Source organism: Citrobacter sp. LJND-P06, from assembly GCF_058188415.1.
The window spans coordinates 4545546-4568367 of the sequence record NZ_CP187317.1 but is presented as its reverse complement, the minus strand read 5'-3'; the positions used below and the strand labels follow the sequence as shown (position 1 = coordinate 4568367).

Sequence of the window (22822 nt, the reverse complement as noted above, 5' to 3'; positions counted from 1 at the left end):
GCCCATCCGGCAAAAATCTTAACGGAAGCTAACCGCCTCACCCGCTTGCTGCGTTGCTGCTTGCTCAAGCAGCGCCCAGAAGGTTTCGCCGCTGCGGTCGCAGATCCATTCGTCGCCTTTCAGATCAAAATGGTAGCCGCCCTGTTTAGTCGCCAGCCACACCTGGTGCAACGGCTCCTGGCGGTTGATGATAATTTTACTGCCGTTTTCAAAGGTAATGGTCAGCACGCCACCGTTGATTTCGCAGTCGATATCGCTGTCGCCGTCCCAGTCGTCCAGACGCTCTTCAATGGTCATCCACAGGGTGTCCGCAAGGCGATGAAATTCACTGTCGTTCATTTTTTTATCCCATTTTTCGTGATGTTCGCAGTATAACGCGAAACAAAACACGTTGCAGTTTGCAGGCAAACTCTTGCTTTTACGTCTTCTCCTGCGATGATAGAAAACAGAAAGCATGAACTTACAGGCAACCCATAATGAAAAACGTGTTTCAGGCACTCGCTGTACTTCTTACTCTGTTCAGCCTGACGGGCTGCGGACTTAAAGGCCCGCTCTATTTTCCGCCAGAGGACAAAAATGCACCGCCTCCGACGCAAAAGGTTGAACCGCAAACGCAATCCACCCTGCCAGAACGAAATGATCGTGCAACAGGCGACGGCCCAACTCAGGTGAATTACTGACGGTAACTCTCTGTACCCGCGTGAATGGAGCGAATGATGCAATTCTCTAAAATGCATGGCCTTGGCAACGATTTTATGGTCGTCGACGCGGTAACGCAGAATGTTTTTTTCTCGCCGGAATTGATCCGCCGTCTGTCGGACAGACATCTGGGGGTCGGGTTTGATCAACTGTTGGTGGTCGAACCACCTTACGATCCCGAGCTGGATTTTCATTACCGCATCTTTAATGCAGATGGGAGTGAAGTCTCGCAGTGCGGTAACGGTGCACGCTGTTTTGCCCGGTTTGTTCGCCTGAAAGGGCTGACGAACAAGCGTGATATTTGCGTCAGCACGGCCAATGGCCGCATGGTTCTGAGCGTCACCGACGACGAACTGGTGCGGGTCAACATGGGCGAACCCAACTTTGAACCGGCGCAGGTGCCTTTTCGCGCCAACAAAGCGGAAAAGACCTATATTATGCGAGCCGCTGAACAAACAGTATTGTGCGGCGTCGTTTCGATGGGGAACCCGCATTGCGTGATTCAGGTTGATGATGTTGATACGGCCGCCGTAGAAACGTTGGGGCCGGTTCTGGAAAATCACGAACGTTTTCCTGAGCGCGCCAATATCGGGTTTATGCAAGTGGTCAAACGCGAGCATATCCGGTTACGCGTTTATGAGCGTGGGGCAGGAGAAACCCAGGCCTGCGGCAGTGGTGCGTGCGCTGCCGTGGCAGTCGGCATTCAGCAAGGTTTGCTGGCAGAAGAAGTACGCGTGGAATTACCCGGCGGTCGCCTTGATATCGCCTGGAAAGGTCCGGGCCATCCGTTATATATGACTGGCCCGGCGGCACATGTCTACGACGGATTTATTCATCTATGAAGCAACCAGGGGAAGAACTACAGGACACACTCATGGAACTGGATGACCGTGTGGTCGTCGAGTATTTACAGCGTCACCCTGAGTTTTTTATCCGCAATGCGCGCGCTGTCGAAGCGATGCGTGTCCCGCACCCGGTGCGTGGAACCATCTCTTTAGTGGAATGGCATATGGCGCGCGCGCGCAACCATATCAATGTGCTCGAAGAGAACATGACGCTACTGATGGAGCAGGCTAACGTCAACGAAAGCCTGTTTAATCAGTTGTTGCATCTCCAGGGGCGACTGGCGTCAGCCAGCAGCCTGGATGAGATGCTGATACGTTTTCATCGCTGGGCGCGCGATCTGGGGCTCGCTGGGGCAACAATCCGCTTATTCCCCGATCGCTGGCGACTCGGCGCGCCGTCGAGTTTCACGCATCTGGCATTAAGTCGTCAGGCCTTCGAACCGTTGCGCATTCAACGTCTGGGGCACGAACAGCACTATCTTGGCCCGCTCAACGGCCCGGAACTGCTGGTGGTGCTGCCGGAAGCCAAAGCGATAGGCTCGGTAGCGATATCAATGCTGGGGCGCGAGGGCGATCTCGGCGTCATGCTGTTTAGCAGTCGTGATGCGCACCACTATCAGCAGGGGCAAGGGACGCAACTGCTGCAAGAATTAGCGCTGATGTTGCCGGAGTTGCTTGAGCGTTGGATTGAACGCATATGACAGATTTGCCGCTTTCTCAGGATGTTGCCCGCTTTTTGCGTTATCTGGGCGTGGAGCGGCAGCTTAGCCCAATAACGCTCCTGAATTATCAGCGTCAGCTTGATGCCATTATCGCATTAGCCGGGGAAACCGGAATGCAGAACTGGCAGCAATGTGATGCTGCGAGAGTACGCAGTTTTGCGGTGCGCAGTCGTCGCAAAGGGCTTGGCCCCGCCAGTCTGGCGTTGCGCCTCTCTGCATTGCGCAGTTTCTTCGACTGGCTGGTGAGTCAGGGCGAGTTGTCGGCTAACCCGGCGAAAGGGATCTCCGCACCCAAAGCGCCGCGCCATCTGCCGAAAAATATCGACGTTGACGATGTGAATCGCCTGCTGGATATCGACCTCAATGATCCGCTTGCCGTACGCGATCGGGCAATGCTGGAGGTGATGTACGGCGCAGGACTGCGTTTGTCAGAATTGGTTGGGCTGGATATCAAACATCTCGATCTCGACACGGGAGAAGTGTGGGTGATGGGGAAAGGCAGCAAAGAGCGACGTCTGCCCATCGGACGTAATGCGGTGGCGTGGATTGAACACTGGCTGGATCTGCGTGGCCTGTTTGGCGGTGACGACGATGCGCTGTTTCTCTCCAAACTGGGAAAACGGATTTCGGCGCGTAACGTGCAAAAACGGTTTGCCGAGTGGGGCATTAAGCAGGGGCTGAATAGCCATGTAAATCCGCACAAACTGCGCCACTCGTTTGCCACCCATATGCTGGAGTCGAGCGGTGATTTGCGCGGGGTACAAGAGTTACTGGGGCACGCCAATCTTTCGACCACTCAAATCTATACTCATCTTGATTTTCAACACCTGGCCTCGGTGTACGATGCGGCGCATCCGCGCGCCAAACGGGGGAAATAATGCGTTTTTACCGGCCGTTGGGGCGCATCTCTGCGCTCACCTTTGACCTGGATGACACCCTTTATGATAACCGTCAGGTTATTCTGCGCACCGAGCAGGAAGCGCTCGCCTTTGTGCAAAACTATCACCCTGCGCTGCGCACATTACAAAACGCCGACCTGCAACGGTTACGTCAGGCAGTGCGTGAAGCGGAACCCGAGATTTACCATGATGTTACCGAATGGCGCTATCGCGCCGTAGAACGCGCCATGTTGAATGCGGGATTATCAGCCGAAGAGGCGACAGCAGGCGCCAACGCCGCGATGATGAATTTCGCAAAGTGGCGCAGCCGGATTGACGTCCCGCAGGAGACACACGACACGCTGGCGACACTGGCTGAAAAGTGGCCGCTGGTGGCGATTACCAACGGCAATGCGCAGCCGGAGTTATTTGGGCTGGGCGACTATTTTGAGTTTGTTCTGCGGGCGGGGCCGGACGGTCGTTCTAAGCCGTTTAGCGACATGTATACCTTAGCTGCTGAGAAGCTCAACGTCCCGATCGGCGAGATCCTGCATGTGGGTGACGATCTTACCACCGACGTCGCTGGCGCCATTCGCTGCGGTATGCAGGCTTGCTGGATCAAGCCGGAGAATGCCGACCTGATGCAGACCAATGACAGCCGTTTGTTACCTCATCTGGAAATTTCCCGGTTGGCATCGCTGACCTCGCTGATATAATCCTCAATAGTTCTGTATAAAATTCCAGGGTTTTGGCGGATGGCGCTACGCTTATCCGCCCTACGCTGACTGCGATCACGTAGGCCCGATAAGCGAAGCGCCATCGGGCATTTCGCAGTTTATCTATTCCTAACGCGGCGGTGCCATCAATGGACGTTTCTTACCTGCTCGACAGCCTTAATGACAAACAGCGCGAAGCCGTCGCTGCTTCGCGCACCAACATGCTGGTGCTGGCGGGGGCGGGCAGTGGTAAGACGCGCGTGTTGGTTCACCGTATCGCCTGGTTGATGAGCGTGGAAAACTGCTCGCCGTACTCCATTATGGCGGTGACCTTTACCAACAAAGCGGCGGCGGAGATGCGCCATCGTATCGGGCAACTGATGGGGACGACGCAGGGCGGGATGTGGGTCGGCACCTTCCACGGGCTGGCGCACCGTCTGCTGCGTGCGCACCATTTAGATGCCAATTTGCCGCAGGATTTCCAGATCCTCGATAGCGAAGACCAGTTGCGTCTGCTGAAGCGCCTGATCAAAGCCATGAATCTTGACGAGAAGCAGTGGCCGCCGCGTCAGGCGATGTGGTACATCAACAGCCAGAAAGACGAAGGGCTGCGCCCGCACCATATTCAAAGCTACGGCAACCCGGTTGAGCAGACCTGGCAGAAGGTGTATCAGGCTTATCAGGAAGCGTGCGACCGCGCAGGGCTGGTCGATTTCGCCGAACTGCTGCTGCGCGCTCACGAACTGTGGCTCAATAAACCGCATATTCTTCAGCACTACCGCGAACGCTTCACCAATATCCTGGTCGACGAATTCCAGGATACCAACAACATTCAGTACGCGTGGATCCGCCTGCTGGCGGGCGATACCGGCAAAGTGATGATCGTGGGCGACGATGACCAGTCAATCTACGGCTGGCGCGGCGCACAGGTTGAAAACATCCAGCGCTTCCTCAACGATTTCCCCGGTGCGGAGACCATCCGCCTGGAGCAAAACTACCGTTCGACCAGCAATATTTTGAGCGCGGCGAACGCCCTGATTGAGAACAACAACGGTCGTCTCGGTAAGAAGCTGTGGACGGACGGCGCGGACGGCGAACCTATCTCGCTTTACTGCGCCTTTAACGAACTCGACGAAGCGCGCTTTGTGGTCAACCGCATCAAAACCTGGCAGGACAACGGCGGCGCGCTGGATCAGTGTGCGATTCTCTATCGCAGCAACGCCCAGTCACGTGTGCTGGAAGAGGCGTTACTTCAGGCGAGCATGCCGTACCGCATTTATGGCGGGATGCGCTTCTTCGAACGTCAGGAAATCAAAGACGCGCTCTCTTACCTGCGCCTGATCGCCAACCGTAATGACGACGCCGCGTTTGAGCGTGTGGTGAATACGCCTACGCGCGGTATTGGCGATCGCACCCTGGACGTAGTGCGCCAGACCTCGCGTGACCGTCAACTGACGCTATGGCAAGCCTGCCGCGAGCTGTTGCAGGAAAAAGCGCTGGCGGGTCGCGCTGCGAGCGCGTTACAGCGCTTTATGGAACTGATTGATGCGCTGGCACAAGAAACGGCGGATATGCCGTTACATGTGCAAACAGACCGCGTGGTGAAAGACTCTGGCCTGCGCATGATGTATGAGCAGGAAAAGGGCGAGAAGGGCCAGACGCGTATCGAAAACTTAGACGAACTGGTGACGGCAACGCGGCAGTTCAGCTATAACGAAGAAGACGAAGATTTAATGCCGTTACAGGCGTTCCTTTCCCATGCCGCGCTGGAAGCGGGCGAAGGGCAGGCGGATACCTGGCAGGATGCGGTACAGTTGATGACCCTGCACTCGGCGAAAGGGCTGGAGTTCCCGCAGGTGTTTATTGTCGGGATGGAAGAGGGGATGTTCCCGAGCCAGATGTCGCTCGACGAGGGCGGGCGTCTGGAAGAAGAACGTCGTCTGGCCTACGTCGGCGTTACCCGTGCGATGCAAAAACTGACCCTGACCTATGCCGAAACGCGTCGTCTGTACGGCAAAGAGGTTTACCATCGCCCGTCGCGCTTTATCGGTGAACTACCGGAAAACTGCGTGGAAGAAGTCCGCCTGCGTGCGACGGTGAGCCGCCCGGTCAGTCATCAGCGGATGGGCACGCCGATGGCGGAGAACGACACTGGCTACAAACTCGGCCAGCGCGTGCGCCACGCCAAGTTCGGCGAGGGTACGATTGTGAATCTGGAAGGCAGCGGCGAACACAGTCGCTTGCAGGTGGCGTTCCAGGGACAGGGAATCAAATGGTTAGTGGCGGCGTACGCCAGACTGGAAACGGTCTAATATCACTAACTTTATGATTCGTAGGCCGGAGAGGGCGAATCCGCCATCCGGCAATCTGCCGCTTAATGTTCTGAAAACATAGATAAATCATCCCTCTCTGCTAACCTTAAAGCATTAGGGGGAATTATTACTTTTTCGCGTTCCGTTGCGAGTTGACGTCAAATTTATGCTGGCGTAACATGCGCGCACGATTACGCTAAGAGGACATTCGCCTTGGACACACCCAGTAGATGCTGGCTCATTATCCTGTCATCCAGGATCAACTCCTAAGGCTATCCCTTTTTGCTGATAGCCTTCGCGGTTGTCAGCGACTTTCTCTCTTTTCCCGTCGCGTTGAGTCAGGCTGTTTAATGGTCTGAAACCCAATTTGTTTCTGTGTGCCCACCGAGCGTCCGATATTTTTATGCATTGGGAGTCCCGGTCATGCTGAGCGCATTTCAACTGGAAAAAAACCGACTGACCCGGCTGGAAGTCGAAGAGTCACAAACCCTGATTGATGCTGTCTGGATCGATTTGGTCGAACCGGACGACGACGAACGCTTACGCGTACAATCTGAATTGGGTCAGAGCCTGGCAACACGCCCTGAACTGGAAGACATCGAAGCATCCGCCCGTTTCTTCGAAGATGAAGACGGTTTGCACATCCACTCCTTTTTCTTCTTTGAAGATGCGGAAGACCACGCCGGTAACTCCACGGTGGCATTTACCATCCGTGATGGCCGTCTGTTCACCCTGCGTGAACGTGAACTGCCCGCGTTCCGTCTCTATCGTATGCGCGCCCGTAGCCAGGCGATGGTGGACGGTAATGCGTATGAGCTGCTGTTGGATCTGTTTGAAACCAAAATCGAACAACTGGCGGATGAAATTGAAAACATCTACAGCGACCTGGAAAAACTCAGCCGTGTGATCATGGAAGGGCATCAGGGCGATGAGTATGACGAAGCGCTTTCCACGCTGGCGGAACTGGAAGATATCGGCTGGAAGGTTCGCCTGTGTCTGATGGATACCCAGCGCGCCCTCAACTTCCTGGTACGTAAAGCGCGTTTACCGGGCGGGCAACTGGAGCAGGCGCGTGAGATCCTGCGCGATATCGAATCCCTGCTGCCGCATAACGAATCCCTGTTCCAGAAAGTGAACTTCCTGATGCAGGCGGCAATGGGTTTTATCAACATCGAGCAGAACCGCATCATCAAGATCTTCTCGGTGGTTTCCGTGGTGTTCCTGCCGCCGACGCTGGTGGCCTCCAGTTACGGGATGAACTTTGAGTTTATGCCGGAGCTGAAGTGGAGTTTTGGCTATCCTGGGGCAATTATCTTTATGCTTCTCGCCGGACTGGCGCCATATCTGTACTTTAAGCGCAAGAACTGGCTGTAATATCCCGCCCGGTGGCGCTACGCGTACCGGGCCTACAGACCCCAGGTTTGCTCATTCTTAACCTTCAGCAGATAGAACCAGATATTCGCTTTGAAACCGACTAATGCGGATATGGCGTATCCAATGATACTGATGTCATAGGCCATGGAGATAGCACCTACCGCCAGAAAAAGGACTAACACGGTAATGCCTTTCTTCCACAGGCCTAAATAAAACAGGTAAACGAAAGAAAAGACTAACGCCCAAACATTTAGCCCCATACTCATTTTCTGGCTGAACGAGAGGGTTTTGTATCCTGAGGCGTAAAGCGGGGGTGTTTTCCAGAAACCAGGAAGACCGTACTGGTCATAGAATGCAAATCTGGCCTGCCACTTTTCGCTCAGTTCTCCGATCTTATCTTCGTTCTTTTCCATAACATTCCCTTCTCCATGACATGATAAACATGCTAAGCATCAGCCAGTGAGAAAAAGAACTAAACAAGATTATAGGGAAGTGGCGTTATTTCAGAATTTATAAAGATTTTCCCGGCAGAGGAATGCTGCCGGGAGAGTATTACTGGCGAGGTTTTCTGCGCTGGGTATAAATTGCATCCATCACGAAAATCGCCAGCGCCGCCCAGATAAAGGCGAACGTCACCATTTTATCGGCACCCGGCGTTTCGCCGTAAAACACGACCGCCAGAATAAACATCAAGGTTGGGCCGATATACTGGAAGAATCCCAGGGTGGAGAGGCGCAGACGCGTTGCCGCGGCGGTAAAACAGAGCAGCGGTATCGTGGTAACAATCCCTGCGGCTATCAGCAACAGGTTTAGCGACATGGGGTTTTTATCCATATGGCTGGTGACGCTGTCGGCAATGCCAAACAGATAAATCGCGGCGACCGGCAAAAGCCACAGCGTTTCAATCAGCATGCCGGTTTGCGCTTCCACCGCAATCTTTTTACGCACCAGACCGTAAAAGGCGAAACTAAACGCCAGCCCCAGCGCGATAATCGGCAGCGAGCCGAACGTCCAGAGTTGCACCAGTACGCCGCAAGCCGCCATCGCGACAGCCAGCCACTGCATTCGACGGAAACGCTCGCCGAGGAAAATCATCCCCAGCACGATGTTCACCAGCGGGTTGATAAAGTAGCCCAGGCTGGCTTCCAGCATGTGGTGGTTATTCACCGCCCAGATAAAGAGCAGCCAGTTTCCGCCGATCAGAACCGCCGACAACGCCAGCAGGAAGATTTTCTTCGGCGTTTGCAGCAGCGTTTTTAAATACGACGACTGACGACTGACGCTGATCAGCGCCACCATAAAAAAGAATGACCAAATTACGCGGTGCGTCAGGATTTCGTCCGCTGGAACGTAAGAGATCAGCTTGAAGTACGCGGGTGCGATACCCCAAATAAAATAAGCAGCAAGAGCGAGTAATACGCCCTGCCGCGTTTGCTTAGCATCCATCGGGAAAACTCATATCAGAAATAGAACGGCAGTTTACCTTTTTTCACGTACTTACCCCACCATATAAGTGGCGGTCGCGCTGGCGATATAAAGATTATCCTCGTTATGTAACTCCACGCGTGCCACGGCGACCTTATTGCCCGCCCTGAGTAAGCTGCTGGTGGCGGTAAAACGGTTACCACGCCCCGGGCGTAAGTAATCGACGCGGAGATCGATGGTGCCCATGCGTGACATCCGCTGGCGCAGTTCATCTTCACTGATGGTTTCGTGACGGGTCAGGGTACTCCCCACGCAAACCAGCCCGGCAGCAACATCTAATGCAGAGGCAATCACCCCGCCATGCAAAATGCTCTGTGACCAGTTCCCAACCATCATTGGCTGATTACTGAAGGCTAATTGGGCAAACTCTTTTTCATAGCGCTCCAGTTCCAGCCCCAATGCCCGGTTAAACGGCATATGGTAGACAAACATTTCCCCTACTAATTGCAGGGCTTCTTCAGCAGTAAGTACAGCAGACATACGATTGGACACTCCATGGTTAATGAAATGTTGATATTATGCTTCTTGTTTGTTGTTTTCTACTTTAGGAGAGGATAACTAAACAGGAATTGAGTAAGTATGTAGAATGCTTGAAAGATAATTTTACAAATCATAAAAATTTAGTTCAGGAGACAAGTACCGATGCGGGCGATTCTGGGGTGGTTATTACCAGCAGCAATGCTGCCGTTGGCCGCGTATGCGCAGGACGCGACAGAGAAAGATATTCAGGGTGCACCATTGGTGCGAGGCAGTATTATTGCCAACATGCTGCAAGAGCATGACAATCCGTTCACGCTGTACCCCTACGACACCAACTATCTGATTTACACCAGTACCAGTGACCTGAATAAAGAAGCTATCAGTAGCTATAACTGGTCGGATAATGCTCGCAAAGATGAAGTGAAGTTTCAGCTAAGTCTGGCTTTCCCGCTCTGGCGTGGCATTCTGGGGGCGAATTCGGTGCTGGGGGCGTCCTACACCCAGAAATCCTGGTGGCAACTGTCGAATAGCGAAGAGTCCTCGCCTTTCCGTGAAACGAACTACGAACCGCAGCTATTTCTTGGATTTGCCACCGATTATCAGTTTGCGGGCTGGACTTTGCGCGATGTCGAAATGGGGTATAACCACGATTCTAATGGCCGTTCAGATCCGACATCGCGTAGCTGGAACCGTCTTTACACCCGTCTGATGGCTGATAACGGCAACTGGCTGGTGGAAGTGAAGCCGTGGTATGTCGTGGGCAGTACCGATGATAACCCTGATATCACCAAATATATGGGGTATTACCAGCTTAAAATCGGCTATCACCTCGGTGATGCGGTGTTAAGTGCAAAAGGGCAGTACAACTGGAACACCGGATACGGCGGCGCAGAAATTGGGCTCAGCTATCCAATGACGAAGCATGTGCGTCTCTATACCCAGGTTTACAGCGGATATGGCGAATCTCTGATCGACTATAACTTTAATCAGACGCGTGTCGGTGTGGGTGTGATGCTGAACGATATCTTCTGATAAGCAGTTAAACATTGCAGTTTCTCTCTCAGGCGCTGAAAATAGCGCCTGTTTTTATACTGGTGAATGGGGTTAATGTGGCGCAGGCGGAAGTGTTGAATCTGGAGTCGGGAGCTAAACAGGTTTTGCAGGAAACCTTTGGCTACCAACAGTTTCGCCCAGGTCAGGAAGAGATTATCGACACCGTTCTTTCCGGTCGCGACTGTCTGGTTGTGATGCCAACCGGTGGCGGAAAATCCCTGTGCTATCAAATCCCGGCGCTGCTTCTGAACGGGTTAACCGTGGTGGTTTCGCCGCTCATCTCGCTGATGAAAGACCAGGTTGATCAACTGCTGGCCAACGGCGTGGCGGCGGCGTGTCTGAACTCAACCCAGAGCCGTGAACAACAGCTTGAGGTGATGACGGGTTGCCGTACCGGGCAAATCCGCCTGCTGTATATCGCACCTGAACGCCTGATGCTGGATAACTTTCTTGAACATCTGACCCACTGGAACCCGGTGTTGTTAGCCGTTGACGAGGCCCACTGTATTTCACAGTGGGGACACGATTTCCGCCCGGAATACGCCACACTGGGTCAGCTTCGCCAGCGTTTCCCCGCCCTGCCATTTATGGCGCTCACCGCAACGGCCGACGACACGACCCGACTGGACATTGTTCGTCTGCTGGGTCTTAACGATCCGTTAATTCAGATAAGCAGTTTTGACCGCCCGAATATTCGCTACATGTTGATGGAGAAGTTTAAGCCGCTCGATCAGCTCATGCGTTACGTTCAGGAGCAGCGCGGTAAGTCGGGCATTATTTACTGTAATAGCCGGGCGAAGGTAGAAGACACTGCCGCGCGTTTGCAAAGTCGCGGCATCAGTGCGGCGGCGTATCATGCGGGTCTGGAAAACGACGTTCGCGCCGATGTGCAGGAAAAATTCCAGCGTGACGATCTGCAAATCGTGGTGGCGACCGTGGCGTTCGGCATGGGGATTAACAAACCCAATGTGCGCTTCGTGGTGCACTTCGACATTCCGCGTAATATTGAATCCTACTATCAGGAAACAGGCCGTGCCGGTCGCGACGGTCTGCCAGCAGAAGCGATGCTGTTCTACGATCCGGCGGATATGGCGTGGCTCAGGCGCTGTCTTGAAGAAAAACCGGCCGGGCAGTTGCAGGATATTGAACGCCACAAGCTGAATGCGATGGGAGCGTTTGCGGAGGCACAAACCTGTCGTCGTCTGGTGTTGCTCAACTATTTTGGCGAAGGGCGTCAGGAAGCGTGCGGCAACTGCGATATCTGCCTCGACCCGCCAAAGCAGTACGACGGATTAATGGATGCGCGCAAAGCGCTGTCGACGATCTACCGTGTTAACCAGCGCTTTGGTATGGGGTATGTCGTGGAGGTGCTTCGTGGCGCGAATAACCAACGCATTCGCGAATTCGCCCATGACAAACTGCCGGTCTACGGCATTGGCCGTGAACAGAGCCACGAGCATTGGGTAAGCGTCATTCGCCAATTGATTCATCTTGGGCTGGTGACGCAAAACATCGCCCACCACTCGGCGCTCCAGTTAACCGAAGCGGCGCGTCCGGTATTGCGCGGCGATGTGGCGCTTCAGCTTGCCGTGCCGCGTATTGTCGCGTTGAAGCCGCGCGTGATGCAGAAATCCTTCGGCGGTAACTACGATCGTAAGCTGTTCGCTAAATTGCGCAAATTGCGTAAAGCGATTGCCGATGAAGAGAATATCCCGCCCTATGTGGTTTTCAACGATGCAACGCTTATCGAAATGGCGGAACAGATGCCGGTGTCGCCGAGTGAAATGCTCAGCGTTAACGGTGTCGGCATGCGAAAACTGGAGCGTTTTGGCAAAGAGTTTATGGCGCTGATCCGCGCGCATGTCGATGGCGACGACGAAGAGTAGTCAGCCAGGAAAAAAAGTGCCAGGATGGTGACTCTCTGAACTCTTTCCCCGCGAGTCATTTTTTATGTTGATGCTATTCCTCACCGTAGCCATGGTGCACATTGTCGCGCTGATGAGCCCTGGCCCCGACTTTTTCTTTGTCTCCCAAACGGCTGTCAGTCGTTCACGTAAAGAAGCGATGATGGGCGTGTTGGGCATTACCTGTGGCGTGATGGTCTGGGCGAGCGTGGCGCTGCTTGGGCTGAATCTGATCATTGAGAAAATGGCCTGGTTGCACACCATTATCATGGTGGGCGGCGGTCTGTACCTGTGCTGGATGGGGGCTCAAATGCTCCGCGGCGCGTTAAAAAAGCAGGAAACGACAGCTCCCGCGCCGCAGGTGGAGTTGGCTCAGGGTGGGCGTAGCTTCCTGAAAGGCTTGCTGACTAACCTGGCGAACCCGAAAGCGATTATTTACTTCGGCTCAGTGTTCTCACTGTTTGTCGGTGATAATGTCGGCACGACTGAGCGCTGGGGTATTTTTGCGCTGATTATCGTGGAGACGCTGGCGTGGTTTACGATTGTTGCCAGTCTGTTTGCCCTGCCGAAAATGCGTCGCGGGTATCAGCGCATGGCGAAATGGATCGACGGTTTTGCCGGTGCGTTATTCGCAGGTTTTGGCATTCATCTGATTATTTCGCGCTAAGTGACAGGCCGGAAAAGCGCTCGCGCTTTCCGGCAACATTTCAGGCATGTCTTGCTGAGGCTAACAGTGCGCCGACCAGCATGAACAACGAACCGAACACTTTGTTCAGCGCCTTCATTTGTTTTGGCCCCTTAATCCACACCGCGATGCGTTGCGCCAGCGTCGCATAACCGATCATCACAATAACATCGACCACAATGGTGGTGACGCCGAGGATGACGTACTGCATCAGTTGCGGTTCCTGCGGCAGGATAAATTGCGGAAACAGGGCGGCCAGAAAAACAATGCTTTTTGGGTTGGTCAGATTGACAAAGACGGCGCGTTTGAACAATCGGCCACGAGATTGTGTGTTTGCCATTGTGTTCAGAACAATCGCACCCGCGGCGCGCCATTGCTGGATACCCAGCCAGATAAGATAAGCGGCTCCCGCCCATTTCAGAACCTCAAAGGCGATGACCGAGCGTGAAAATAGCGTCCCCAGACCGATCCCCACCAGAACGATGTGAATACCAAGCCCGGTTTGCAGACCCGCAATGGACGCCGCTGCGCCACGATAGCCGTGGTTGATTGACGTGGTCATGGTATTGATGGCGCCGGAACCTGGCGAAAGACTCAAAATAATGGATGTCAGCAGGTAGGCGAACCACCATTCAAAGCTCATGAGAAACTCCCTGATTGTCTATTTTTATGCCACAATACGCTACTGTTGCTGTGTTGTGTCAGACATGACAAAAAAAACGATTTTACGTGGTTAACGAGGCTGGATACCCGATGTTTCAGCAGCAAAAAAACTGGGAAACAAGAGAAAACGCGTTTGCCGCTTTTTCCATGGGGCCACTGACAGATTTCTGGCGTCAGCGGGAAGAAGCGGAGTTCACGGGCGTGGACAGTGTTCCGGTACGCTTTGTCCGTTTTCGCGCAGAAAAAAATGATCGTGTGGTCGTGATTTGTCCCGGCCGCATTGAAAGCTATGTAAAGTACGCCGAGCTGGCGTATGACCTGTTTCAGACGGGTTTTGACGTGCTCATTATCGACCATCGTGGGCAAGGGCGTTCCGGGCGGTTATTGTCGGACACGCACCGTGGGCATGTGGTGAGTTTTAATGATTATGTCGATGATTTAACCGACTTTTGGCGGCAAGAAGTTCAACCGGGGCCGTGGCGAAAACGCTACATTCTCGCGCATTCCATGGGCGGTGCGATTGCCACCCTGTTTCTGCAACGCCACCCCGCGCATTGCGATGCCATCGCGCTTTGTGCGCCGATGTTTGGTATTGTGATGCGTCTGCCCTCGTTTATGGTGCGCCATATTCTCGACTGGGCCGAAGGGCATCAACGCATCCGTGAAGGGTACGCGATTGGCACGGGTCGCTGGCGGGCGCTACCGTTTAGCATGAACGCGTTAACCCACAGCCGGCAACGCTACCGTCGCAACTTACGTTTTTATGCCGACGAACCGCAACTGCGGGTGGGTGGGCCTACATATCACTGGGTACGTGAAGGTATTCAGGCTGGCGAACAGGTGCTGGCTGGGGCGGGCGATGATGCGACGCCTACGCTGCTCATCCAGGCAGAAGAAGAGCGTGTGGTGGATAACCGCATGCATGACCGTTTTTGTGAAATCCGCGCCGCAGCGGGCCATCCTGTAGAAGGAGGTCAGCCGCTTGTCATCAAAGGCGCGTACCACGAGATCCTTTTTGAAAAGGACGCAATGCGCTCAGTCGCGCTCAACGCTATTGTTGAATTTTTCAACAGGCATAATTCACCCAGCGAAAATCGCTTTGCATAGAGGTTTAATTTTCTTATGTATCAGGTTGTTGCGTCTGATTTAGATGGTACGCTACTCTCTCCCGACCACACGTTATCCCCGTACGCTAAAGAGACGCTGAAACTGTTGAATGCCCATGGCGTCAATTTCGTTTTTGCGACCGGGCGTCACCATGTCGACGTAGGGCAAATCCGCGATAACCTCGAGATCCAGTCTTACATGATCACCTCCAACGGGGCGCGAGTGCACGATCCCGATGGAAACCTGGTGTTTACGCATAACCTGGATCGCGACATTGCCAGCGATTTGTTTGGCGTGGTGAACTCGAATCCCGATATCGTCACCAACGTTTATCGCGACGACGAATGGTTTATGAATCGCCATCGTCCGGATGAGATGCGTTTTTTCAAAGAGGCGGTTTTCAATTACTCGCTGTTTGAACCCGGTTTGCTGGAACCTGAAGGCATCAGCAAAGTGTTCTTCACCAGCGATTCTCATGAAAAACTGCTGCCGCTGGAGCAGGCGATAAACGCGCGTTGGGGCGATCGTGTCAACGTGAGTTTCTCTACGCTGACGTGTCTGGAAGTGATGGCCGGTGGCGTTTCGAAGGGACATGCGCTGGAAGCCGTCGCCAAAGCAATGGGCTACAGCCTGAAGGATTGCATCGCCTTTGGCGATGGCATGAACGACGCTGAAATGCTCTCTATGGCGGGTAAAGGCGGCATTATGGGCAACGCGCATCAGCGCCTGAAAGACCTGCATCCGGGACTGGACGTGATTGGCACCAACGCTGACGACGCTGTGCCGCATTACCTGCGTGAGCTATTTTTATCCTGATGTAACTGTTCTTTAGTTGACCAGTTGTCAACTGAACTCTCCGCTACAATGGATGCTCCTTGTTCAAAGAGACATCCATTGTGGCGCTACTCATCATTACCACGATCCTGTGGGCCTTTTCGTTTAGCTTAATTGGCGAGTATCTTGCCGGGCATGTCGACAGCTATTTTTCCGTGCTGATGCGTGTGGGGCTGGCGGCGCTGGTCTTCCTGCCATTTCTGCGCACGCGCGGGCAGTCGCCGCGGACGATTGTGCTCTACATGCTGGTCGGCGCAATGCAGCTAGGCATCATGTATCTGCTCAGTTTCCGCGCTTACCTGTACCTGACCGTCTCTGAATTTTTACTGTTTACCGTCCTTACACCGCTTTATATCACGCTGATCTACGATCTGTTGAGTAAGCGCAGGCTGCGCTGGGGCTATGTGTTGAGCGCACTGTTGGCAGTGATTGGGGCGGCAATCATTCGCTATGACAAAGTCAGCGACCACTTCTGGACGGGTTTATTGCTGGTACAACTGGCGAACATCAGTTTTGCCATTGGTATGGTGGGTTACAAGCGGTTGATGGAGATCCATCCGATGCCGCAGCACAACGCGTTTGCCTGGTTCTACATGGGGGCATTTCTGGTGGCTGTCGCCGCCTGGTTTATGCTGGGAAATCCTGACAAGCTCCCGACGACCCCATTACAATGGGGCATTCTGGTCTGGTTGGGCGTAGTGGCGTCTGGGCTGGGGTACTTTATGTGGAACTACGGCGCGACGCAGGTGGATGCAGGTACGCTGGGCATCATGAATAACGTGCATGTACCTGCGGGACTGCTGGTCAACCTTGCTATCTGGCAAGAACAGCCCCACTGGCCAAGCTTTATCATTGGGGCGACGGTGATCCTGGCCTCACTGTGGGTACATCGCTATTGGGTCGCTCCGCGCTCCGTACGAACGGTAGATGATCGCAAGCGTGGTTCCGCGCTGAACGAATAAAGGCTTCCGTGACCGCCTGCCGTTGTTCGCCATCGCGGACGGCGGCGTAGAGGCGACTCCACAATCCATCACCCAGGGTTTTGGTCACTACCAGGCCCTGGCGTTCAAAACTCTCCACCACCCAGTGCGGCAGGGCGGCAATCCCCATTCTGGCGGCGACCATCTGAATTAACAGCAACGTGTTATCGACGCTTTTCAGCGACGGGCTGACGCCCGCAGGTTGCAGGAAGTGGCGCCACACGTCGAGGCGGCTGCGCTGCACCGGGTAGATCAGCAGCGTTTCGCTGGCGAGATCTTCCGGTGTAATCAGCGTTTTGCTGGCCAGTGGATGATCCGGGGCCAACACCAGACGCACCTCAAAATCAAACATGGGTGAATAGTGCAGTCCGCTGCGCGGCAGGATATCGGAGGTCATCACCAGATCCAGCTCGTCCTGCTGCAACGCGGGTTGTGGGTCAAACGTCACGCCGGATTTGAAATCCATCTCCACCTGCGGCCATTTCGCGTGGAAATTTTCCAGCGCCGGGGTCAGCCACTGAATACAGCTATGACATTCAATCGCAATACGTAGCCGGGTCTGTTGCGGCTCGTTGCATGCCTGAAGCGCCCGGCTGATCTGCGGCAGCACCTGGTTCGCCAACTGCAGGAGAATCTCTCCCTGCGGTGTAAAACGCAGCGGCTGGCTTTTACGCACAAAGAGCCGGAAGCCGAGGCGTTGTTCCAGATCGCTGAACTGGTGAGACAGGGCGGATTGGGTCTGATGCAACGTTGCCGCGGCGGCGGCCAGCGAACCACTATTCCGCAACGCCTGTAGCGTTTTCAGGTGTTTAATTTCGATCATGAAAGTCCTTCACTTCGGCATGAACAAATTGCGCTTGAGGAATACACATTACATTTACATTATGGATGTGTAAACATCTGGACGTCCAAAACTCGTCATATTTCGACTTGCAGGTGCGTTGGTTTCCTCGCTTACCCCGGTCACTTGCTTCAGTAAGCTCCCGGGAATGCGCTGTGTCACCGCCTTCCTGCCAGCCGAGCTATTTAGAGTTTTGCTTTCAGATTCAATAAAATAATGAGAGGAAGAAAAATGACAATATTGAATCACACCCTCGGTTTTCCTCGCGTTGGCCTGCGTCGCGAGCTGAAAAAAGCACAAGAGAGCTACTGGGCGGGCACGACGTCTCGTGAAGCGTTACTGGCTGTAGGGCGCGAGTTGCGCGCTCGCCACTGGGATCAACAGAAGCAAGCCGGTATCGACCTGCTGCCGGTCGGCGATTTTGCCTGGTACGACCATGTTCTGACCACCAGCCTGCTGCTGGGTAATGTTCCGGCTCGTCATCAGAACAGCGATGGAAAGGTGGATATCGACACCCTGTTCCGCATTGGTCGCGGTCGTGCGCCAACCGGCGAACCGGCAGCGGCGGCGGAAATGACCAAATGGTTTAACACCAACTACCACTACATGGTGCCGGAGTTTGTGAAAGGCCAGCAATTCAAACTGACCTGGACACAGTTGTTGGATGAAGTGGACGAAGCACTGGCGCTGGGTCACAAGGTAAAACCTGTGCTGCTGGGGCCAGTCACCTACCTGTGGCTGGGCAAAGTGAAAGGCGAACAATTTGACCGCCTGAGTCTGCTCAACGATATTCTGCCGGTGTACCAGCAGGTGCTGGCGGAACTGGCAAAACGTGGCGTTGAGTGGGTACAAATTGATGAGCCAGCACTGGTGCTGGAGCTACCGCAGGAGTGGCTCGAGGCTTACAAACCGGCTTACGATGCGCTCGCGGGTCAGGTGAAACTGCTGCTGACCACCTATTTTGAAGGCGTGACGCCGAACCTCGACACCATCACCGCGCTGGCGGTACAGGGGTTGCACGTTGACCTGGTTCATGGGAAAGATGACGTGGCAGAACTGCACAAGCGTCTGCCGTCTGACTGGCTGCTGTCTGCCGGTCTGGTGAACGGTCGTAACGTCTGGCGTGCCGATCTGACCGAGAAATACGCGCAGATTAAAGACATTGTCGGCAAACGATCTCTGTGGGTCGCCTCTTCCTGTTCGTTACTGCATAGCCCGATCGATCTCAGCGTGGAAACGCGTCTGGATGCCGAGGTGAAAAGCTGGTTCTCCTTCGCTCTGCAAAAATGCGGCGAACTGGCGCTGCTGCGTGATGCGCTGAACAGCGGCGATACCGAAAAACTGGCGGAATGGAGCGCCCCGATTCAGGCGCGTCGTCATTCCACGCGCGTTCACAATGCGGCAGTGGAAAAGCGTCTGGCGGCGATCACCGCCAAAGACAGCCAGCGTGAAAACGCCTATGAAGTCCGTGCTGAAGCCCAGCGTGCGCGCTTCAATCTGCCGGCGTGGCCGACCACCACCATCGGTTCATTCCCGCAGACCACAGAAATCCGCGGTCTGCGTCTGGATTTCAAAAAGGGAAATCTCGACGCCAACAACTACCGCACTGGCATCGCAGAACACATCAAACAGGCGATTGTTGAGCAGGAACGTCTGGGGCTTGATGTGTTGGTTCACGGTGAAGCCGAACGTAACGACATGGTGGAATACTTTGGCGAGCACCTCGACGGTTTTGTCTTTACCCAAAACGGTTGGGTGCAGAGCTACGGTTCCCGCTGCGTGAAGCCGCCGGTGGTGATTGGCGACGTCAGCCGCCCGGAAGCGATCACCGTCGAATGGGCGAAATACGCACAGTCTCTGACCGACAAACCGGTGAAAGGCATGCTGACCGGCCCGGTGACCATTCTTTGCTGGTCTTTCCCGCGTGAAGACGTAACCCGTGAAACTATCGCCAAACAAATTGCCCTGGCGCTGCGTGACGAAGTGGCGGATCTGGAAGCCTCAGGGATTGGTATCATCCAGATTGACGAACCGGCGCTGCGCGAAGGTTTACCGCTACGTCGCAGCGACTGGGCTGCGTATCTGGAGTGGGGCGTGGAAGCGTTTCGCATCAACGCCGCCGTGGCGAAGGATGACACCCAGATCCACACCCACATGTGTTACTGCGAGTTCAACGACATCATGGATTCGATTGCGGCGCTGGACGCTGACGTTATCACCATCGAAACCTCGCGTTCCGACATGGAGCTGCTGGAGTCCTTCGAAGAGTTTGATTATCCGAACGAAATCGGGCCGGGCGTGTATGACATTCACTCGCCGAACGTACCGAGCGTGGAGTGGATCGAAGCACTGCTGAAGAAAGCCGAGCAGCGTATCCCGGCGGAGCGTCTGTGGGTGAACCCGGACTGCGGCCTGAAAACCCGTGGCTGGCCGGAAACCCGCGCCGCGCTGGCAAACATGGTGAAAGCGGCGCAGAACTTGCGTCAGGCGTAATGCCCGGCGGCGCTGCGCTTGCACGGGCCTACAAAACCAGGTCGTACCTGTAGGCCGGGTAAGGCGAAGCCACCACCCGGCAACAAACGGAAACCTCTCCCATCTCGGGGGAGGTTTTTTTAACCCCCGCTTAAACGCGCGCTGATGGTCGGCTGCTGGAAATAATCCATACACCACTGACAGACTTTCCCCATACCATCAGAGCGTGCAGCCAGAAATAATTTCGTGGCGTGTTTGTGTTCCTGCATCGGTTTTTTGAGCAGTTTTCCACTGTTCAGCAACGGGAGTGCCAGATGGTGCGGGATATAGCCAATGCCCGCATTCTGCTCAATAAGCGCAATGGCAGTGGCAAAGTCAGGAACAAACACGGGTTTTTGTCCTTCCAGCAGCCATGCCTGTAATGGCGGGAAATTCACTGACGTATCACGGATACACACCGCCGGATACTGACGTAATTCACTATTTTCCAGTGGGTGGCGTTTCGCCGCGAGCGGGTGCTGCGGGCTCACGACAAAGTCCCACTCCATTTGTCCGACAGGTTCGCTGATAATCCCTTCAGAGCTGGGAACGGCGTGTGGCGCCCCATAGACCAAATCTGCCCGTTTGCTGTATAGCGCATCCCAGCAACCGTTGTAAACTTCGAGATCAATGGTCAGGGTGGTCGACGTGAATTGGTGTTCGAAGTCGCGGATAAAGTCCACCAGCAAGGCACCCGGAATAATATTGTTAACCGCAATTGTCAGTTCGCGCTCAATGCCGTCATGGATCAGCACTGTATTGCGTTTTAATGCTTCCATATCGCCGAGAATGGTTTTGCTGTGTTCAGTAAAATACCGGCCCGCCGGGGTCAGCTCAATGTAGCGACCTCTGCGTGTAAACAGGATGACGCCCAGACTCTCTTCCGCTTTTTTTATCGTATAGCTGACGGAGGATGGCACCTTATTCAGTTGTTCTGCGGCGATAGTAATGCTCTGGTGTCGGGCGGCCAGGTGAATAACGCGGAGGGTTTCGTCTGAGATGAACATAAGGCTTCCTGGTCGACGGTGAACGGCTGAACCGTTGTGGGTTCAGCCGTAAGAGTGACATCCATTATATCCAGGAACTAACGGCGCTGACCCAATCGACTTAACAACGCATAAGAGACGCAGGCCACAACGATGGAATCAACAGACGGGATGGTCGTCAGGGTAAAAAAACCTTTGACCGTCATCAAACCAACTACAGCGCCGAGGATCCAGGCCACAAACGTTAGCGCTTTAATCTGCGGTTCCTGAGTCAGGCAGGACTCTTGATACCCCTCCCGGCGATACAGAATAAAGTCTGCAATATAAATGCCAGCCACCGGCGGGGTTGCTATCCCGAGGAACAGCAAAAATGGGATAAACCACGCCATGATGTCCAGACTACCCACAATGGCGGAAAGCACGCCCAGCGCGACGGTGATCTGCCATTTTGGGAAACGTGACAGTAGCGTGGAAACCACCAGCGTCCCCTGGAACATATTTCCTGCGTTTCCCGTGACACAGGCGAAAACTAACAACAGCGCGGCGGGGAGTACGGCACCGAAAACAGCCATTGCCCCCAGCAGAGAACCCTGACCGCTGATCGCACTGGGTGTCGCCCCAGCCCAGTACAGCAGTGGATAAGCGATGAGAAAGGTCACGCCTGCGGCGATCAGCGCATGTTTACGGTTATGCACAAAGCTGCCGAAGTCGGGTAGCGTGGCGACCAAAACAATAATGGTGCCGACGACGGTGGAAACGGCAACACCCGTATTCATGCTCGCCACGCTTGCCGGGGCTGCAATCTCGCTGTGTGTTGCGGTGTAGAGGATGTAACACAGAACCAGAGTGATAATTGGCACCGCGATCTGCGCTACCTTACCCAATACGGTAAAGCCAAATGCCGTCGATGCGATAAAAATAACACAGCCTGCAGCGACCAGCAGTGGCAACGGGAGTTCAAGTCCGTGCTGTTCCAGGAGGTCATGTACTGAGTGACCAAACATGTTAGCGGTAACCGCAATCCAACCAAACAAGCTGATCGCCATCAGAATGTTGATAGCGACAGCCCCTTTTTCACCAAACGCATATTTCACAATCCCGTAGGTTGGCAGGCGCGCCTTTTCACCCACGCTAATGGTAATGGCCGCCAACAGGGTAAGTATGGCGCCACCCAACAGCACTACGCTGATTAAACTGCTGCTGGAAAGCTGATTACCCAGACTGGAGGATGACAACAGAACAGGTGTCACCGCGATACCCAGCAAAATCATGGCAATATGCAAGCCAGATGCCGTATTGATATTCTCTTCTGTTTTACGCATATCATGTTCCCTCTCAAAATGCGCGTTACACAGTATGGAAATGCCCAGTGTATTTGCGCCAGCTTCCTGATTCAGTAATTTCCCGTTGGCCTTCCGTCAGCCAGTTTTCGGCTAGCACACCCAGTACTTCACTGCCGTCGGCGAGTTTGACTTTACCAATCGCCAACCCGGCGGGTTCGCTCATCAATAGTTCTGCGAAACTTGCCAACGGCAGTTCCCAGATTTCCAGTTCGACATGCGTGCCGCCCTCAGCCACACGGATCATGCCCGGATGGCGGTCATTGATGCTCCACAAACGGTAGTGAGCATCGGTACGGTCTTCACGGACAAAAATACCGCCCGCTTTTTGCATATTGGGGTTCAGTTCCAGACCGCGCATCAGAGTTCCGTTTACGGCCAGTAAGGTGGTGGTCATCATGCTTTTC

Annotated in this window: 24 protein-coding genes; 15 read left to right on the top strand and 9 right to left on the bottom strand. The window is 54.3% G+C overall.

The window, feature by feature from the left end; translation table 11 throughout:
* Nucleotides 1–18: 18 nt before the first annotated feature.
* Nucleotides 19–339, bottom strand: coding sequence for an iron donor protein CyaY (gene cyaY / locus ACO7SM_RS21505; RefSeq protein ID WP_192613967.1), 321 nt, complete (start codon nucleotides 337–339; stop codon nucleotides 19–21).
* A 137-nt stretch (nucleotides 340–476) separates the two neighbouring features.
* Between cyaY and lptM the strand changes: the two genes are divergently transcribed.
* The 8 genes from lptM (at nucleotide 477) to corA (ending at nucleotide 7546) form a co-directional block, all read left to right on the top strand.
* Nucleotides 477–680, top strand: coding sequence for an LPS translocon maturation chaperone LptM (lptM, locus tag ACO7SM_RS21500; RefSeq protein ID WP_490469159.1), 204 nt, complete (start codon nucleotides 477–479; stop codon nucleotides 678–680).
* Nucleotides 681–716: 36 nt separating this feature from the next.
* Nucleotides 717–1541 (top strand): diaminopimelate epimerase, encoded by an 825-nt coding sequence (gene dapF / locus ACO7SM_RS21495; RefSeq protein ID WP_490470999.1) that lies wholly within the window; start codon nucleotides 717–719, stop codon nucleotides 1539–1541.
* Nucleotides 1538–2245: a DUF484 domain-containing protein gene (locus ACO7SM_RS21490; RefSeq protein ID WP_490469158.1), complete on the top strand. Its 708-nt coding sequence runs from the start codon at nucleotides 1538–1540 to the stop codon at nucleotides 2243–2245. Before dapF ends, ACO7SM_RS21490 begins: the two co-directional genes overlap by 4 nt.
* The gene (gene xerC, locus ACO7SM_RS21485) at nucleotides 2242–3144 is read left to right on the top strand and encodes a tyrosine recombinase XerC (protein WP_490469157.1); all 903 of its coding nucleotides are present in this window, start codon (nucleotides 2242–2244) and stop codon (nucleotides 3142–3144) included. The genes ACO7SM_RS21490 and xerC overlap by 4 nt, the downstream gene beginning before the upstream one ends.
* Entirely contained in the window at nucleotides 3144–3860 is a 717-nt protein-coding gene (gene yigB / locus ACO7SM_RS21480; protein WP_490469156.1) for a 5-amino-6-(5-phospho-D-ribitylamino)uracil phosphatase YigB, read from the top strand. Before xerC ends, yigB begins: the two co-directional genes overlap by 1 nt.
* Nucleotides 3861–4009: 149 nt before the next feature.
* The gene (gene uvrD, locus ACO7SM_RS21475) at nucleotides 4010–6172 is read left to right on the top strand and encodes a DNA helicase II (RefSeq protein ID WP_192613962.1); all 2163 of its coding nucleotides are present in this window, start codon (nucleotides 4010–4012) and stop codon (nucleotides 6170–6172) included.
* Between the two features lie 213 nt (nucleotides 6173–6385).
* Nucleotides 6386–6442 (top strand): YsgD/CorL family protein, encoded by a 57-nt coding sequence (gene ysgD, locus ACO7SM_RS21470; protein ID WP_238340021.1) that lies wholly within the window; start codon nucleotides 6386–6388, stop codon nucleotides 6440–6442.
* Nucleotides 6443–6595: 153 nt separating this feature from the next.
* Nucleotides 6596–7546, top strand: a complete 951-nt coding sequence (gene corA / locus ACO7SM_RS21465) for a magnesium/cobalt transporter CorA (protein WP_192613961.1) — start codon at nucleotides 6596–6598, stop codon at nucleotides 7544–7546.
* A 32-nt stretch (nucleotides 7547–7578) separates the two neighbouring features.
* On the opposite strand, the gene ACO7SM_RS21460 is transcribed toward corA, so the two are convergent.
* The 3 genes from ACO7SM_RS21460 to yigI form a co-directional block, all read right to left on the bottom strand.
* The gene (locus ACO7SM_RS21460) at nucleotides 7579–7959 is read right to left on the bottom strand and encodes a DUF2628 domain-containing protein (protein WP_490469155.1); all 381 of its coding nucleotides are present in this window, start codon (nucleotides 7957–7959) and stop codon (nucleotides 7579–7581) included.
* A 139-nt stretch (nucleotides 7960–8098) separates the two neighbouring features.
* Nucleotides 8099–8992, bottom strand: coding sequence for an EamA family transporter RarD (gene rarD / locus ACO7SM_RS21455; RefSeq protein WP_490469154.1), 894 nt, complete (start codon nucleotides 8990–8992; stop codon nucleotides 8099–8101).
* A gap of 51 nt (nucleotides 8993–9043) precedes the next feature.
* A complete protein-coding gene (gene yigI, locus ACO7SM_RS21450) occupies nucleotides 9044–9511 on the bottom strand; it encodes an acyl-CoA thioesterase YigI (RefSeq protein ID WP_490469153.1) in 468 nt (155 codons plus the stop codon).
* Nucleotides 9512–9673: 162 nt separating this feature from the next.
* Between yigI and pldA the strand changes: the two genes are divergently transcribed.
* From pldA to rhtC, 3 genes are all read left to right on the top strand, one after another.
* Nucleotides 9674–10543, top strand: a complete 870-nt coding sequence (pldA, locus tag ACO7SM_RS21445; protein ID WP_490469152.1) for a phospholipase A — start codon at nucleotides 9674–9676, stop codon at nucleotides 10541–10543.
* Between the two features lie 77 nt (nucleotides 10544–10620).
* Nucleotides 10621–12450, top strand: a complete 1830-nt coding sequence (recQ, locus tag ACO7SM_RS21440; protein WP_490470998.1) for an ATP-dependent DNA helicase RecQ — start codon at nucleotides 10621–10623, stop codon at nucleotides 12448–12450.
* Nucleotides 12451–12514: 64 nt separating this feature from the next.
* Nucleotides 12515–13135 (top strand): threonine export protein RhtC, encoded by a 621-nt coding sequence (gene rhtC / locus ACO7SM_RS21435; protein WP_490469151.1) that lies wholly within the window; start codon nucleotides 12515–12517, stop codon nucleotides 13133–13135.
* A gap of 40 nt (nucleotides 13136–13175) precedes the next feature.
* Here the strand turns inward: rhtC and rhtB are convergent, their stop codons facing one another.
* Nucleotides 13176–13796 carry a homoserine/homoserine lactone efflux protein gene (gene rhtB / locus ACO7SM_RS21430; protein ID WP_490469150.1) on the bottom strand — a complete coding sequence of 207 codons (621 nt, stop codon included), beginning with the start codon at nucleotides 13794–13796 and terminating at the stop codon, nucleotides 13176–13178.
* 110 nt (nucleotides 13797–13906) lie between these two features.
* On the opposite strand from rhtB, the gene pldB reads away from it, so the two are divergent.
* The 3 genes from pldB to ACO7SM_RS21415 all read left to right on the top strand — a co-directional run bounded on the left by pldB (nucleotide 13907) and on the right by ACO7SM_RS21415 (nucleotide 16719).
* A complete protein-coding gene (pldB, locus tag ACO7SM_RS21425) occupies nucleotides 13907–14923 on the top strand; it encodes a lysophospholipase L2 (protein WP_490469149.1) in 1017 nt (338 codons plus the stop codon).
* A 15-nt stretch (nucleotides 14924–14938) separates the two neighbouring features.
* Entirely contained in the window at nucleotides 14939–15739 is an 801-nt protein-coding gene (yigL, locus tag ACO7SM_RS21420) for a sugar/pyridoxal phosphate phosphatase YigL (RefSeq protein WP_490469148.1), read from the top strand.
* Nucleotides 15740–15819: 80 nt separating this feature from the next.
* Nucleotides 15820–16719, top strand: coding sequence for a carboxylate/amino acid/amine transporter (locus ACO7SM_RS21415; protein WP_490470997.1), 900 nt, complete (start codon nucleotides 15820–15822; stop codon nucleotides 16717–16719).
* Here ACO7SM_RS21415 and metR read toward each other — a convergent pair.
* On the bottom strand, nucleotides 16607–17560 hold the full coding sequence (gene metR / locus ACO7SM_RS21410) for an HTH-type transcriptional regulator MetR (RefSeq protein WP_490469147.1): 954 nt from the start codon (nucleotides 17558–17560) through the stop codon (nucleotides 16607–16609). The genes ACO7SM_RS21415 and metR overlap by 113 nt on opposite strands.
* Before the next feature lie 249 nt (nucleotides 17561–17809).
* Here metR and metE point away from each other — a divergent pair, with 249 nt between their 5' ends.
* Entirely contained in the window at nucleotides 17810–20071 is a 2262-nt protein-coding gene (gene metE / locus ACO7SM_RS21405) for a 5-methyltetrahydropteroyltriglutamate--homocysteine S-methyltransferase (RefSeq protein WP_490469146.1), read from the top strand.
* Between the two features lie 119 nt (nucleotides 20072–20190).
* On the opposite strand, the gene ACO7SM_RS21400 is transcribed toward metE, so the two are convergent.
* The 3 genes from ACO7SM_RS21400 to ACO7SM_RS21390 all read right to left on the bottom strand — a co-directional run bounded on the left by ACO7SM_RS21400 (nucleotide 20191) and on the right by ACO7SM_RS21390 (nucleotide 22812).
* Complete coding sequence (locus tag ACO7SM_RS21400; protein ID WP_490469145.1) at nucleotides 20191–21096, bottom strand: LysR substrate-binding domain-containing protein; 906 nt, start codon at nucleotides 21094–21096, stop codon at nucleotides 20191–20193.
* 77 nt (nucleotides 21097–21173) lie between these two features.
* Nucleotides 21174–22397 (bottom strand): cytosine permease, encoded by a 1224-nt coding sequence (locus ACO7SM_RS21395; RefSeq protein WP_490469144.1) that lies wholly within the window; start codon nucleotides 22395–22397, stop codon nucleotides 21174–21176.
* A gap of 25 nt (nucleotides 22398–22422) precedes the next feature.
* Nucleotides 22423–22812 (bottom strand): allophanate hydrolase-related protein, encoded by a 390-nt coding sequence (locus ACO7SM_RS21390; protein WP_490470996.1) that lies wholly within the window; start codon nucleotides 22810–22812, stop codon nucleotides 22423–22425.
* Between the last annotated feature and the right edge of the window lie 10 nt (nucleotides 22813–22822).